Source organism: Falsirhodobacter deserti, from assembly GCF_004015795.1.
Lineage (GTDB): Bacteria > Pseudomonadota > Alphaproteobacteria > Rhodobacterales > Rhodobacteraceae > Falsirhodobacter > Falsirhodobacter deserti.
Genome location: NZ_ML137218.1, coordinates 1717861 through 1732368 on the forward strand (window position 1 = coordinate 1717861; position 14508 = coordinate 1732368).

The 14508-nt window shown below is 65.9% G+C and carries 16 protein-coding genes; 4 read left to right on the top strand and 12 right to left on the bottom strand.

The features are described 5' to 3' along the window. Positions 1–40: 40 nt before the first annotated feature. The 10 genes from tolB to ruvC form a co-directional block, all read right to left on the bottom strand. Positions 41–1354, bottom strand: a complete 1314-nt coding sequence (gene tolB / locus JX25_RS08620; protein ID WP_128254613.1) for a Tol-Pal system beta propeller repeat protein TolB — start codon at positions 1352–1354, stop codon at positions 41–43. A 42-nt stretch (positions 1355–1396) separates the two neighbouring features. Beyond that, on the bottom strand, positions 1397–2665 hold the full coding sequence (locus JX25_RS08625; protein ID WP_128254614.1) for a cell envelope biogenesis protein TolA: 1269 nt from the start codon (positions 2663–2665) through the stop codon (positions 1397–1399). Between the two features lie 13 nt (positions 2666–2678). Beyond that, positions 2679–3149, bottom strand: coding sequence for a protein TolR (gene tolR, locus JX25_RS08630; protein WP_128254615.1), 471 nt, complete (start codon positions 3147–3149; stop codon positions 2679–2681). A 3-nt stretch (positions 3150–3152) separates the two neighbouring features. Further along, positions 3153–3848, bottom strand: coding sequence for a protein TolQ (gene tolQ, locus JX25_RS08635; protein ID WP_128254616.1), 696 nt, complete (start codon positions 3846–3848; stop codon positions 3153–3155). An 85-nt stretch (positions 3849–3933) separates the two neighbouring features. After that, a complete protein-coding gene (ybgC, locus tag JX25_RS08640) occupies positions 3934–4320 on the bottom strand; it encodes a tol-pal system-associated acyl-CoA thioesterase (RefSeq protein ID WP_128254617.1) in 387 nt (128 codons plus the stop codon). Continuing rightward, positions 4317–4880 (bottom strand): hypothetical protein, encoded by a 564-nt coding sequence (locus JX25_RS08645; RefSeq protein WP_128254618.1) that lies wholly within the window; start codon positions 4878–4880, stop codon positions 4317–4319. Before JX25_RS08645 ends, ybgC begins: the two co-directional genes overlap by 4 nt. A gap of 28 nt (positions 4881–4908) precedes the next feature. Further along, a complete protein-coding gene (gene ruvB / locus JX25_RS08650) occupies positions 4909–5928 on the bottom strand; it encodes a Holliday junction branch migration DNA helicase RuvB (protein WP_128254619.1) in 1020 nt (339 codons plus the stop codon). 42 nt (positions 5929–5970) lie between these two features. Then, positions 5971–6867 carry a zinc metalloprotease HtpX gene (gene htpX, locus JX25_RS08655; protein ID WP_128254620.1) on the bottom strand — a complete coding sequence of 299 codons (897 nt, stop codon included), beginning with the start codon at positions 6865–6867 and terminating at the stop codon, positions 5971–5973. 33 nt (positions 6868–6900) lie between these two features. Beyond that, entirely contained in the window at positions 6901–7566 is a 666-nt protein-coding gene (gene ruvA / locus JX25_RS08660) for a Holliday junction branch migration protein RuvA (protein WP_128254621.1), read from the bottom strand. Beyond that, entirely contained in the window at positions 7563–8069 is a 507-nt protein-coding gene (gene ruvC, locus JX25_RS08665; protein ID WP_128254622.1) for a crossover junction endodeoxyribonuclease RuvC, read from the bottom strand. Before ruvC ends, ruvA begins: the two co-directional genes overlap by 4 nt. A gap of 203 nt (positions 8070–8272) precedes the next feature. On the opposite strand from ruvC, the gene JX25_RS08670 reads away from it, so the two are divergent. Then, positions 8273–8458: a DUF1127 domain-containing protein gene (locus tag JX25_RS08670; protein WP_128254623.1), complete on the top strand. Its 186-nt coding sequence runs from the start codon at positions 8273–8275 to the stop codon at positions 8456–8458. A gap of 58 nt (positions 8459–8516) precedes the next feature. Here the strand turns inward: JX25_RS08670 and JX25_RS08675 are convergent, their stop codons facing one another. Together JX25_RS08675 and fsa are read right to left on the bottom strand one after the other, a co-directional pair. Continuing rightward, positions 8517–9392, bottom strand: a complete 876-nt coding sequence (locus tag JX25_RS08675; protein WP_128254624.1) for a 50S ribosomal protein L11 methyltransferase — start codon at positions 9390–9392, stop codon at positions 8517–8519. 102 nt (positions 9393–9494) lie between these two features. Further along, a complete protein-coding gene (gene fsa, locus JX25_RS08680) occupies positions 9495–10148 on the bottom strand; it encodes a fructose-6-phosphate aldolase (RefSeq protein ID WP_128254625.1) in 654 nt (217 codons plus the stop codon). 83 nt (positions 10149–10231) lie between these two features. Here fsa and JX25_RS08685 point away from each other — a divergent pair, with 83 nt between their 5' ends. From JX25_RS08685 to JX25_RS08695, 3 genes are all read left to right on the top strand, one after another. After that, positions 10232–12421: a primosomal protein N' gene (locus JX25_RS08685; protein ID WP_128254626.1), complete on the top strand. Its 2190-nt coding sequence runs from the start codon at positions 10232–10234 to the stop codon at positions 12419–12421. Positions 12422–12467: 46 nt separating this feature from the next. Further along, positions 12468–13100: a peptide-methionine (S)-S-oxide reductase MsrA gene (gene msrA / locus JX25_RS08690; protein WP_128254627.1), complete on the top strand. Its 633-nt coding sequence runs from the start codon at positions 12468–12470 to the stop codon at positions 13098–13100. 83 nt (positions 13101–13183) lie between these two features. Beyond that, positions 13184–14476: an MFS transporter gene (locus tag JX25_RS08695; protein ID WP_128254628.1), complete on the top strand. Its 1293-nt coding sequence runs from the start codon at positions 13184–13186 to the stop codon at positions 14474–14476. Positions 14477–14508: the final 32 nt, after the last annotated feature.

Here is a 14508-nt window from a genome sequence, read left to right on the forward strand (position 1 = left end):
TTCGCGTCAAAGGATAACAGGTTTGGGCGATCCGTCCACCTTACGGCAGAAGGGGCGACCATGCGGGATCGGAAGCGGCACCCTGCGTCGGAACACGCTTCAGGTTCCGGCCCGAGATATCGACCGAATAAAGCGCCGGCTCGCCCCCTGCCCCCGCGCTTTCGCGGGTGAACATCAGCACGCGGCCGTTGGGTGCCCAGGTCGGCCCTTCATCAAGGAACGAAGAGGTCAGAAGCCGTTCCTCGGACCCGTCGGTGCGCATCACGCCGATATGGAAGCGCCCGTCCTGCTGCTTGGTGAAAGCGATCATGTCACCGCGCGGGGACCAGACCGGCGTGTTGTAACGCCCGGGCCCTGCGGAGATGCGCCGCGCATCGCCGCCCGAAGCGGACATCACATAGATCTGCGAGGCCCCCGAACGGTCGCTTTCGAACACGATCTGGCTACCATCGGGCGAGAAGCTGGGCGCGGTGTCGATCGACGGCGCGTTCGTCAGCTGGCGGCGCTGGCCCGAATTGACGTCCAGCGCATAGATGTCGGAATTGCCGCCCTGTTCAAGGCTGAACACCACCGTGTTGCCATTGGGCGAAAAGCGCGGTGCGAAGGTCATGGTTCCGGGCTGCTGGTCCAGCGCCCGCACCTGCATGTTCCCCACATTCATCAGATAGATGCGCGGAAAGCCCGAGACATAGGAGGTGAACAGGATCCGGTCCCCCTGAGGGCTGAAGCGCGGAGCCAGCACCAACGAGGAGGAATCCGTCAGGTATTGCGTGTTCGCACCATCGTAATCCATCACCGCAAGGCGCTTCTGGCGGGCATCCTTCGGCCCGCTTTCCTGCACGAAGGCGACGCGGCTGTCGAAATACGCCCCCTCGCCCGTGATGCGGCTGTAAACGGCGTCGGCAACCTTGTGCGCCATGCGCCGCCAGGTATCGGTGGTGCCGGAAAACTGCAGCCCCTCGCCCAGCGGCTGGCCTGCGAACACGTCGAACAGGCGGAACTGCACCGTGATGCGGTTGCCCTGCTGGATCACGTTGCCGGTGATCAGCGCCTGCGCGTTGATCGCCTTCCAGTCGTTATAGCTGACTGGCGCATCGAAGCTGGACACGTTGGATATGAAGGCAGAGGACGGGATCTCGCGGAACAGGCCGGTGCCGGACAGATCGGCGGCCACGACGCGCGTGATGTCCTGCGCAGCCTGGCTGCCGCCGGTAAAGGTCGGCAGCGCGAAAGGCAGCGGCTCGATCACGCCCTCGGTGATCTCGATACGGAGGGGGCCCTGCTGGGCATGCGCCGCGCCGACAAGGGAAAGCGCAAGCGTCACAGCGGTGGCGAGGGTTCTGAACATGGTCATCCTCTGGCGTTTTCCGGTCATATAGGCGGCGAAGGCCGCGCGTCACTTCACGCGCATGTTCGCCGGGTTGAAGACGATCTCGATTTCTTTCCACTGCTCGTATTTCTCGGGTGGCAGCGGGAAACCGCGCGCGCCGCAGCGGATGATGGCGCGGCGGGCAGCTTCATAGGCCTGACGCGCACCGGCATCCGATCCCCCTTCAAACCCCAGCATCCGCACCGAACCTGCATCCGGCACGCCATTCTGGGCCACGTTGAAGGAAACGGTTACGGTGCTTTGCAGCGCCTCGGTCGAAAGGGAGCCGACGTTCCAGCATTGCTGCACGGCCACGCGCAGGTTGTCCTTTTCGCCCGATGTCATGGGCGGGCCCGAAGGGGCCGAGGGCGTTGCGGGCGCTGCCGGTTCGCTCCCGGCAAGGGCTTCGGCCAGCGCATCATCGACCGCGCCGCCCTGCTCGGGCTTCGGTTCCGGTGCGGGACGCGCGGGCGTTTCGGCAGCCTGCTGGCGTGGTGTTTCCGCCGGCTCGGCGCTCTGCTGGCGGGGTGTTTCCGTTTGCTCCGCAGCGGGCGGCGTGGGCGTTTGGGCCTGTTGCGGCGCGGCAGCCGGGCGCGGGCGATCGCGCGGACGCGGCGTGCCGGCGGGGGCAAGATTCGCCTGCGGCTGCGGTTCGGGCACGACTTCGGTCGTGGCCTCGGGCGGTGCCTGCTCGGGCTGAGGCTCCGGTTCCTCGGCCTGCTGCTCGGCAGGTTCTTCGGTCACCGCGGGGCTGGGCGTTTCGGCAACCTCGGCCTGCGGGCTGGGGGCTGGCGCGGGCGTGGGGGCCACGCGCGGCGCCTGCCGCGGACGCGGGCTGGCCTCGGGCGAAAGCTGCGGCTGTTCCACCGGCGCGGGCGGAAGCACCGCCTGCGGTTCTGGAGATTCCGGCACGGGCGCGGGCGCAACCTCCGGCGCGGCGGGGGCCGGCTCGGGCTCGGGGCGCGGCGCAGGGGCCGGTGCGGGCTCTGGCGCAGGCTCCGGCTCTGGCGTGGGGGCCGGCTGGGGCTGCGACTCCGGTTCTGGTTCCGGCTGGGGTTGGGGCTCGGGTGCGCGTTCAGGACGTGCAGGCGGCGCTGCCGGCGCTGGCTGCGGCGCCGGCTCTTCGGCGGGCTCCTCGCTTTGCGCCATCATCGCATCAAATTCGCTGCTGGACATGATCGACACTTCCGCGACCGCGATCGGCGGTGTGGGGTCGTGACGGAACAGGCCGCCGAACAGCAGCCAAAGGATCACCAGAAGGTGCCCAATACCGGAAATGATGACGCCCGTTCTCATGAACGAGGAACCCTTAGTTGCCCGCGCCGAAGGTCGGCCCGTCGCTGTCGGTGACAAGACCGATGCTGTTGAAACCGGCCGCGTTCAGCGCGCCCATGATCTGCGCCACCCGTTCATAGGGCACCGCGCCGTCGGCCCGCAGGAAGATCTTGCGATTCTCCCGCTCGGCCGCGATGGCGGTCAGGCGGGGGATTAGCTGATCCTCGGCCACGTCCGATTCCTGGATCATCAGGCTGCCATCGGCCGTGACGGTGATCGACAGCGGCTCTTCCTGCTCGGTCGGCAGGGCGGTGGCCGCCGTTTCGGGAAGCTGAACCGGAACGCCAACGGTCAGAAGGGGCGCGGCCACCATGAAGATGATCAGCAGCACCAGCATCACGTCCACAAAGGGCGTGATGTTGATTTCCGACATCGCCGCATTGCGCCGCCGCCGCCGACCCCGGCGCCCGCCACCACCTGCCCCGCGCATCACGCCACCCGCCATGGTTCAGGCGTCCAGCTGGCGCGAAAGGATGGTGGAAAATTCGTCCGAAAACGCCTCGTATCCTCCAAGAATGCGTTCGCTGTCGCCGTTCAGCTTGTTGTAGAAGATCACCGCCGGAATGGCCGCAACAAGGCCGATGCCGGTTGCCAGCAGCGCCTCGGCGATGCCGGGGGCCACGACGGCAAGGTTGGTGTTCTGGCTGATCGCGATCTGCTCGAACGAATTGGTGATGCCGACGATCGTGCCGAACAGGCCGATGAACGGCGAGGTGGACCCGACGGTGGCAAGAACGCCGAGGCCGCCTTGCAGCTTTTCGGCTTCCTTGTTGATCGCCACGTCCATCGACCGGTCGATGCGCGATTGCGCGCCCGCGATCAGGCGCCCGTCCTGGCGGTGGCTGCGCCGCCATTCCATCATGCCGGCGGCGAAGATTTTCTCCGAAGCGCCATCGGGCTGCGAGCCTGTCTTCTCGAACAGCTCGTCCAGCGGTTCACCCGACCAGAAGGCGCGATCGAAGATCGCAGCCTCGCGCCGGGCAATTTTGAAGGCTATGTGCTTCTGAATGATGATAGCCCAGGACCAGACCGACATGATGAGCAGCACGATCATCACCAGTTTCACGGTCAGGGTGGCGCGTGCGAAAAGTGCGAGCATCGAGAAGTCGATCTCGTGCGCCGCAGCAAGAGTTTGCGTGTCCATTATGCCTGCTCGTCCGAATGGGGCCCTTATGGCCTCTTAACGGCGAATCTATCTTCTTTGCAGGGGGATTGCCAACACGAACTCGTCATCTGGCAAGAGCTTGCCGGAGAGGGTCCGGAAGCCGGACCGGACGCGCCCCGTCAAGGCAGGCAAGCGTGACTGTTGCGCGGAAAAGAAGCGTATTTTCAAGCATCACGCGCTGGTTCAGCACAAGCCGCGCAGGGCCAAGGTTCGCAAGATCCGTTTCCACGTCCAGCCGGTCGCCCAGCTTTGCAGGCCGAAGGAAATCCGCCTCCACCCGCGTGACGGCGAAGATCTGCCCCGCCTTTCGCATCGCGTTCTGGTCGATGCCAAGAGCTTCGACCCATTCGCTGCGCGCCCGCTCGATGAACTTGAGATAGTTGGCGTGATAAACGATGCCGCCCAGATCGGTATCCTCGTACCAGACGCGGGTTTGGAAGCGGTGCGTCACAGGCGGGCCGCAAGGCGCAGGGCGTGGCTTGCATCCCCTGCCCGTGCGGGCAGAACGGGATCATAGGCCGCGCGCAGGATTGCCGCGATGTCGGGCCGCAGGGCGCCGCCTTCCAGCATCGGCGGATCGCCCGCCCATGTCAGCATCATCCGGGCCGCCTGATCCAGCACAAGGGGTTCGGCGGGCGCATCGGCCAGCGTTCCGCCCATCCGCAGGAACAAAAGACCCAGCCGAATCGCGCCCTGCGAATCGAAGCGGAACATCCGCGCCACATCCCCTGACAGGGTGGACGGGTCGGGAACAAGCTGGTCAAGGTTCGGCACCGCCTTCAACTCCTCCCAGTCGCGGAAAAAGAAGACCATCAGGTTCGCGCCAAGTTCCGGATCATGTTCGGCCATGCGGTGGTTCGCGGCGCAGACGACCGCCTCCAACGCGCCCTTCACCAGCGAAAGGGTATCATCCTGCACCCCGAACACGATGGGCACGATCGGCCGCCCCCAGCGGGCGCAGCGAAAACCGTCGGAATGGGTGAAAAGCGGGGCGATCTGGTCAGGCGTCATGGCAGAGGGAATAGCGGTTGCGGATCAGTCAGGCAAACAGATCAGGCTGGGTGCGCGGCGGGGCGATGCCGATATGCTGCCATGCCTTCTGCGCCAGCATCCGCCCGCGCGGCGTGCGCTGGATCAGCCCCTGTTGCAGCAGGTATGGCTCGATCACCTCCTCCACCGCGTCGCGGGATTCGGACAGCGCGGCGGCGATGGTTTCGATCCCGACCGGCCCGCCGCCATAGTTTTCGGCCAGCAGCAGGATGTAACGGCGATCGGCTCCATCAAGGCCCAGATCATCCACGCCAAGGCGCGACAGGGCGGAATCGGCAATTTCGCGCGTCAGGCGGCCATTGCCCTCCACCAGCGCGAAATCGACGACGCGGCGCAGCAGGCGGCCCGCGATGCGCGGCGTGCCACGGGCGCGGCGGGCGATTTCACGCGTGCCTTCGGGATCGCTGTCCACCCCCAGCAGGCGCGAGCCGCGGGTCACGATCAGGTCCAGCTCGTCGATGTTATAGAATTGCAGGCGGGTCGGGATGCCGAAACGGTCGCGCAGCGGCGTCGTCAGCAAACCAAGCCGCGTCGTTGCCCCCACCAGCGTGAAGGGCTGCAGATCGATCCGCACCGTGCGTGCGGCGGGCCCCTCCCCGATCACCAGATCCAGCGCGAAATCCTCCATCGCGGGGTAAAGCACCTCCTCCACCACGGGGGAAAGGCGGTGGATCTCGTCGATGAACAGAACGTCGCGCGGTTCAAGGTTGGTCAGGATGGCCGCCAGATCACCCGGCTTCGCCAGCACCGGACCCGAGGTCATGCGGAAGCCGACGCCAAGCTCCCTCGCCATGATCTGCGCGAGGGTGGTCTTGCCAAGGCCGGGCGGGCCGTGAAACAGCGTGTGGTCCATCGCCTCGCCCCGCATCCGCGCGGATTCGATGAAAACGCGAAGATTGGCGCGCGCCTCGGCCTGACCGATGAATTCATCAAGGCCCTGCGGGCGCAGGGCACGATCGGCATCTTCGGGCAAACGTTCGGGGCGGAGGGTGGGGTCAGGCTGGTCCATCAGGGAACAATCGCGGAACGCGCGGCCACCCGCAAGCCCCGATCAGCCCCACGGACCAGTGCGGGGTCGCGCCGGCACAGGGCGCGGCGCGGCAGCGGGCGCCGGCATTCCGCCTGCCATCTCGCGCAGGGCGGCGATGCGGTTGGCGGTGTTGGGATGGGTTGAAAACAGCTTGTCGTGCTTGAACGCATGAAGCGGGTTGATGATGAACATATGCGCCGTGGCCGGATTGCGTTCGGCGGCAGGATTGTCGATCCGCTGGGCGAATGCCTCGATCTTCTGAAGCGCGCCGGCCAGCCAAAGCGGGTTGCGGCAGATCTCGGCACCCATGCGGTCCGCCTCGTATTCACGGCTGCGGGAAATCGCCATCTGCACCAGCGCCGCCGCAAGGGGCGCAAGGATCATCAACGCCAGCGTGCCGATGAACCCGCCCGGCCGGTCGCGATTGCCAAAGAACATCGCGAAGTTCGCCAGCATCGAAATGGCACCTGCGAAGGTGGCCGTGATGGTCATGATCAGCGTGTCGCGATTCTTCACATGCGCCAGTTCATGCGCCATCACCCCGGCCAGTTCCTCGCGCGTCAGCCGCTGCAACAGGCCGGTGGTGGCGGCAACGGCCGCATTTTCAGGATTCCGCCCCGTCGCGAAGGCGTTGGGCTGGTCCGTTTCGATGATGAAAACGCGCGGCATGGGCAGTTCGGCATTGCGCGCCAGCTGGGCCACCATGCGGTAATATTCGGGGGCCGACCGCTCATCCACCTCGCGGGCGTTGTGTAGGCGCAGCACGGCCTTGTCCGAGTTCCAGTAGCTGAACGCGTTCATGCCGACGGCGATCACCAGCGCGATCATCATGCCGCCGCGCCCGCCGATCAGCGCACCAACGCCAAGAAACAGGGCCGTCATCGCGGCCATCAGGATCGCGGTTTTCGCAAAACCCATGGGAACCTCCATCTTCATGGCGGATATGGGGGATCAATCCTTGGGGGCAAGCCGCCGAAGCGACATGCGGATCAGTGTGGCCGTGTCGGCCTCCGGCATCTCGGCCACGGTCTCGGCCACGGCAGCTGCCGCATCCGCAGGGCCATAGCCCAGATTGGCCAGTGCCGAAAGCGCATCCGCCGTGTTCGCCGCGCGCGTGGGCGGCTTGGGCGGGCTGCGACGCTTGGGCGCAGTGGCGGGTGCGGGATCATCCTCCAGCACCGGAGGTTCGTTTTCAACGCCGCCCATCGCCATGACGGTGGGCGCCTTGGCCTTCAGCTCCAGCACCACGCGCTGCGCGATCTTCGGACCGACGCCCGGCGCCGCCTGAACCGATCGCGCATCGCCCAGGGCAATCGCCCGCGACACGCCTTCCGCGCCCAGAACCCCGAGAATCGCCATGGAGGCGCGGGCCCCGACCCCCTGCACCGTCATCAGCAAACGGTGCCATTCCTTTTCCAGCAGCGTCGGAAAGCCATAAAGCTGCAGCAGATCCTCGCGCACCAGAAGATCGGTATAAAGGGCCACCGCCTCACCTGGCCCCGGCATCGACGCCAGCGTCCTGTCCGAGACGTAAACGATATAGCCGACGCCACGCACGTCGATCAGCACATGATCCGTGCCGCGGTAATCCAGCCGCCCTGCGATACGCCCGATCATGCCGAAGCCTTTGCCAGCGCCGCCTGAAGCCGGCCCGCGCTTTGCACATGGTGCGAATGGCAGATCGCAACGGCCAGCGCATCGGCGGCATCGGGCCCCGCGATCACCACGCCGGGCAGATGCAGGCGCACCATATGGTCGACCTGCTGCTTGGCCGCGTGCCCCACGCCCACCACGGTCTTCTTCACGGCGTTGGGGGCATATTCGCCCACCTCCAGCCCAGCCTGCGCGGGAACCAGCAGCGCGATCCCCCGCGCCTGCCCCAGCTTCAGCGTGCCGGCGGCGTCCTTATTGACAAAGGTGTGTTCCACCGCGGCCGTTTCGGGCGCATAGCGGGCAACCACTTCGGTCAACTGCGCGTGGAGGGAGCAAAGCCGCCGCGCCAGATCATCCCCCACCGAATGACAGATGCCATTAGCGACATGCGTCACGCGCACCCCCGTCACATCGATGATGCCCCAGCCCATGTTTCGCAGACCGGGGTCGATTCCCAACACGCGCATCCTGTCCCTCCGGTTTTCCAAGGCGATAGCACGAAGCGCGAACATCTGTCACTTGCCAAATGAAGATTTTGCGAACGAAGCCATGCGAATCCCGCATCTCGGCAATGCGAACTGGTGCGTTGTCGTTCACACCCTGCCCGCTTATTTCACCGTCATGCAGCAAGGGTGCTGCATAATTCATCCGTTTGAAAAGGACTGCCACAATGGCCGCTATCGAGACGTCCACCCATGCGCCGGTCGGCACACTCTCGACCTCGCGCTTCGCTTCCTTCTTCCAAGCCGTTCGCGACTGGAACGACGCACGCGTTACCCGCAATGCGCTGAACAAGCTGTCGGACCGCGAACTGAACGACATCGGCCTGACCCGCGCCGACATCGCCAAGTTCTGATCCACGCATCAGTGACGAAAAGACAGGCCGCACGGGGAAACCCGCCGCGGCCTTTGTCTTATCCAGCCTTCCGCATCGTGAGGGCGGACCATTCGCCCAGATCCTCGCGGTGAACCAGCCCGAACCCCTGAGCTTCATAGGCGGCAAGGATCGCTTCCGCCTGCACCACCAGAAGCCCCGACAGGATGATGATCCCGCCCGGTGCGGCATTGGCGGCCATGTCCGGCGCAAGTTCCACCAGCGGGCCTTTCAGGATGTTGGCGAAGATCAGATCGAACGGGGCCGCGGCCTGAAGGTCGGGATGGGCGAAGCCCGCCGCTTCCATGCAGGCGATACGGCCTTTCAGATCGTTGATCTCGACATTGGCGCGGGCAACATCCACGGCCACCTCGTCGATGTCCGAGGCAAGAACCAGCGCGTCCGGAAGCTCTTTCGCGGCCGCCATCGCCAGAACTGCCGTGCCGCACCCGATATCGGCCACCTTGGCAAAGGTCGCACCTTCGTTCAGCAGACGGTCCAGCGCCTTGAGGCAGCCCAGCGTCGTGCCGTGATGGCCGGTGCCGAAGGCCACCGTCGCCTCGATCTGAAGCGGCACGCGGCCTGCGGGCACCTTGCCTGCATCATGAGAGCCATAGACGAAGAACCGTCCGGCATCCACGGGCGCAAGTTCGCGCCGCACATGGGCAACCCAGTCCACTTCGGGCACTTCGGATACCGCGAAAGGCGCGGCCCCGAACGCGGTGCGCAGCAGTTCCAGCGTCACCTCGTCCGGACGGTCAAGAAAATAGGCGCCCACTTCCCAAAGGCCCGAACCGTCCTCGATCTCGAACACGCCGACGCCGGAAGGCTCCGGCTCCATCCGCTCCAGCGCCTCGGCCAGGGCCTCGGCGGTCTCCTCTCCGGGCAGGGTGGTGAGTGCGGTATAGGTCGGCATGATGTCTCCAATGTCGTCGGCGTTTCCGCCTGCCGCCGCTTGGCGGCCCGCCCGGCCCGGCGCCTCCTCTTCACGGGGAGGTCCGGGCCGGGCGGAGTCTGCTTACACGATCTTCTGGCCCGTCTTGGCCCAGTCGGCCATGAATTGCTCCAGCCCCTTGTCGGTCAGCGGGTGGCTGGCCAGCCCCTTGATGACGGCGGGCGGCGCGGTGATCACATCGGCACCGATCAGTGCGCATTGCGACACGTGGTTCGCGTTGCGGACCGAGGCGGCAAGGATCTGCGTGCGGAAGTCGAAGTTGTCGAAGATCGTACGGATGTCCTGGATCAGCTCCAGCCCGTCAAGGTTCATGTCGTCCAGACGGCCGATGAAGGGGCTGATGAACGTCGCGCCCGCCTTGGCGGCCAGCAGTGCCTGATTGGCGCTGAAGCACAGCGTCACGTTGACCATGAAGCCGTCATCGGTCAGCACCTTGCAGGTTTTCAGACCGTCATGCGTCAGCGGCACCTTCACGGCGATGTTCGGCGCGATCTCGGCCAGCTTGCGGCCTTCGGCGATCATGTCATCGGCGTTCAGCGCGACGACTTCGGCCGAAACCGGACCGGACACGATCGAGCAGATTTCTTTCGTGACCTCAAGAATATCGCGGCCCGATTTCAGGATCAGCGACGGGTTGGTGGTCACGCCGTCAACCAGGTTCAGGTCGTTCAGCTCGCTGATGGCCGCCACGTCGGCGGTGTCGACGAAGAATTTCATGATGTCCTCCGGATATCTGCGGGGTTCCCCCCGGGCTTGCCCCCGTGATAGCGCAAGCGAAGGCCATGGGAAAGGGAAAGCGGTTGTCCGAACGGTTCAAGGAAGGCGATCTTGTCGGCGTCCTGACGACCGAGCCGCTGGGCCGCCCGCTGGATTACAAGGCGCCCGAGGGCGGCTGCACCGCCGGCGATCTGGTGGAGGTTCCGCTGGGCCCGCGCCGCGTGCTGGGTTGTGTCTGGGGGCGCGGTCAGGGCGGTTTCGATCCGGCCCGCATCAGGCCGGTCACCCGCATTCTGGACGCGACGCCCCTGCGGGACGAGATGCGCGTTTTCCTGCAACGCGCCGCCGATTACACCCTGACCCCCCTGCCGCAGATGCTGCGCCTTGCCACGCGCGCGCCCGATCTTGGCGCCGGCCCCGCAACCCGCCGCGTTCTGCGCGCAACAGGGCGCGAGCCTGCGCGCGAAACCGATGCCCGCCTGCGGGTGATGGACACGCTGGATACCTTCGGCGGCGCATGGGTCACCGCAAGCGAACTTGCGGCCGAGGCGGGCGTGTCCACCGCTGTGATCAAGGGCCTCGTCAAGGCGGGCGTTCTGGCCGAAGAGGATGCGCCGCGCGATCTGCCCTATCCCCGTCTGAACCCCGACCTGCCATCCAAGGATCTGTCGGACACCCAGGCAACGGCCGCCGCCGCCTTGGCCGCATCCGTGGCGACGGGCGATTATGGCACCACCCTGCTGAAGGGCGTCACCGGATCCGGCAAGACCGAAGTTTACCTTGAGGCCGTTGCAGAATGCCTGCGGCAGGGCCGCCAGGCGCTGGTCCTGCTGCCCGAAATCGCCCTGACCGCCGGTTTTCTGGATCGGGTCGAACAGCGGTTCGGCGCCAAGCCCGCCGAATGGCATTCGGGCGTCACCTCCACCGAGCGTCGGCGGTTGTGGCGCATGATCTCCGAAGGGGAGGCGCAGCTGGTCGTGGGCGCCCGATCGGCCCTGTTCCTGCCCTTCCGCGAACTCGGGCTGATTGTCGTGGATGAAGAACACGACACCTCCTACAAGCAGGAAGAGGGCGTGCTTTACAACGCCCGCGACATGGCCGTGCTGCGCGCCTCCATCTGCGGGGCGCAGGTGGTGCTGGCCTCGGCAACGCCGTCACTGGAAACATGGGTGAATGCCGATACGGGCAAATACCGCCGGCTGGATCTGACTGCCCGCTTCGGGGCGGCCGAGCTGCCGGACATGCGGGCCATCGACATGCGGGCCGAACGCCTGCCCCCGAACCGCTGGGTGTCGGAAACACTGGCAAAGCAGGTGGAGCGGCGCATCGCTGCAGGCGAACAATCGCTGCTGTTCCTGAACCGGCGCGGCTATGCGCCCGTCACCATCTGCCGCGCCTGCGGGCATCAGGTGGGCTGCACCGAATGCGACGCGCGGATGGTCGAACACCGGTTCCTGAAGCGCCTTGTCTGCCACCAATGCGGCGCGACCCGCCCCGTGCCCGAAGCCTGCCCCGCCTGTTCGGTGGAAGGAAAGATGGCCGCCGTCGGCCCGGGGGTGGAGCGGATGGCCGAGGAAGTGGCCGAGCGTTTTCCCGATGCCCGCGTTTCTGTCCTGTCATCGGACCTGTTCGGTACAGCGCGGGCACTGAAGGAATCCATCCAGACCATCGCCGAGGGCGGCGCGGACATCATCATCGGCACGCAGATCGTGGCCAAGGGCCACAACTTTCCCCTTCTGACGCTGGTGGGAGTGATCGACGCCGATCTTGGCCTTCAGGGATCGGACCTGCGCGCGGCGGAACGCACTTTCCAGCTGATGCGCCAGGTGGCCGGCCGCGCGGGGCGGGCGGAAAAGGCAGGCGTGGCCCTGCTGCAAACCCACCAGCCCGAACATCCCGTGATCCGCGCCATCCTGACCGGCAACGAGGAAGATTTCTGGCGCGCCGAGGCCGCAGAGCGCCGAATGGCCGGCGCGCCCCCCTTCGGCCGGATGGCCGGCATCATCCTGTCGCATCCCGACGTGGCCACCGTTTTCGATTTCGCGGGGGAACTGGTGCGCCGCGACGGGCCGCTGCGGGCCATCGGCGCGCAGATCTTCGGCCCTGCCCCCGCCCCCATCGCCCGCGTGCGTGGACGCCACCGTGTCCGCATCCTGATAAAGGCCGACCGCAGCGCCCCCTTGCAAGCGGCACTTGCCGAATGGGCCGCGCAACTGAAGCCGCCTGCCAACCTGCGCCTTGCCATCGATATTGATCCCCAAAGCTTCCTCTGACGGCGGGCGATGCCTATATACCGGCCAACTACGGAGGGTTTATTCCATGTTCTTCACCAAACCGACCGCGATGGTTCGCGCCGAAGATGCGCTTCCCGGCCGCCCCGAGCCCCTGCCCACCGCCGAAACCCACTTCCTGTCCGGCATCCCGCTGAAATCCCCCGTACCTGCGGGGATGGAGGAGGCGATGTTCGGCATGGGCTGCTTCTGGGGCGTGGAGCGGCGTTTCTGGAAGGTGCCGGGCGTGTGGCTGACAATGGCCGGTTATGCCGGCGGCTTCACGCCCAACCCCACCTACAAGGAAACCTGCACCCAGATGACCGGCCACAACGAGGTGGTGCGCGTGATCTTCGATCCGAAGGTGGTGACCTATGCCGATCTGCTGAAGGTGTTCTGGGAAAACCATGACCCGACGCAGGGCATGCGGCAGGGCAACGATGTCGGCTCCACCTATCGTTCGGGTATCTATTACTACACCCCCGAACAGAAGGCACAGGCCGAGGCGACGAAAGCCGAATTCGAGGCGAACCTGAAGGCCGCAGGTTACGGCGCCGTGACGACAGAAATCGTGCCGGTGCCGGAATTCTATTACGCCGAGGATTACCACCAGCAATATCTGGCTAAGAACCCCGACGGGTATTGCGGCCTGCGCGGCACGGGCGTGACCTGCGCGATCTGACGGAAAAGGGGCCACGCGGCCCCTTTTTTCTTTCCTTTGCGTGAAAGCCCCGTAACAAAAGCGTCAACTTGCGGGAGGGGCATATGGCAACGGTTGATGACGTTCTGGCGATCGGGGGTGCGGGGCGCTTCCAGCGGCGATTGCTGGGAATTTTCGGGCTGGTCTGGACAGCGGATGCGATGCAGGTCATCGCGGTCGGCTTTTCCGCCGCATCCATCGCGGCAACCTTCGGGCTGACGATCCCGCAGGCGCTGCAAACCGGCACTTTGTTCTTTCTGGGCATGTTTCTTGGGGCTGCGGCCTTCGGGCGGCTGGCCGACCGGATCGGACGGCGGCGGGTGCTGCTGATCACCGTGGCACTGGATGCGGTGTTCGGCCTTTTGTCGGTTTTGGCGCCCAGCTTCGGCATCCTGCTGGCCTTGCGCTTCCTGACCGGCATGGCTGTTGGCGGCACGCTTCCCGTGGATTACGCGATGATGGCCGAATTCCTGCCGCCCAAGAACCGCGGTCGCTGGCTGGTCGGGCTGGAGGGGTTCTGGGCAGTCGGCACCCTCATCATCGCGCTGACGGCATGGATCGCCAGCCTTCTGGGCATCACCGAGGCATGGCGCTGGATGTTTGCCGTTGCCGCCCTGCCCGCGCTGATCGGGATCTGGCTGCGCCTGTGGATTCCGGAATCGCCGATGTATCTTCTGAAATCGGGCCGCGAGGATGAGGCGAAGGCCGTGTTGGCCCGCGTGCTGCACGTCAACGGCCAGAAGATGCCCGACGGGGTGCGGCTTGACCTGCCGGCCCCCGCCCGCTTCACCCCCGCCCTGCGCCGCATGACGATGGCTGTGGCGGCGCTGTGGTTTCTTGTCTCGGTCGCCTATTACGGGGTGTTTGTCTGGGTGCCGGGGCAGCTTGCATCAGAAGGGTTCGGCTTCGTCCGCGGTTACGGCTTTCTGGTGGTCGTCGCGCTGGCGCAGCTGCCCGGCTATGCCCTTGCGGCCTATGGCGTCGAACGCTGGGGGCGCAGGCCGACACTGATCGGTTTTCTGCTGACCTCGGCCGCCGGATGCGCACTTTTCACCGTGGCCGGAAGCGATGCCCTGGTCGCCCTGTCGCTGCTGGTGATGAGCTTTGCATTGCTGGGCACCTGGGGCGCGCTTTATGCCTTCACGCCCGAGCTTTATCCCACCGGCCTGCGGGCCACGGGTATGGGCGGCGCAGGGGCGATGGCGCGTCTGGGCGGGCTTGCCGCCCCCTCGCTGGTCGGGCTGGTGGTGGCGCAGAGCTTCACGCTGGCCATCGGCCTGTTCGCGGGGCTGCTGCTGCTGGCGGCCCTTGCCGCCGCCACGATCCGCACCGAAACGCGCGGCGCAAGCATCGCATAACGAAATCGCCCGGAGTTTTCCTCCGGGCGCTG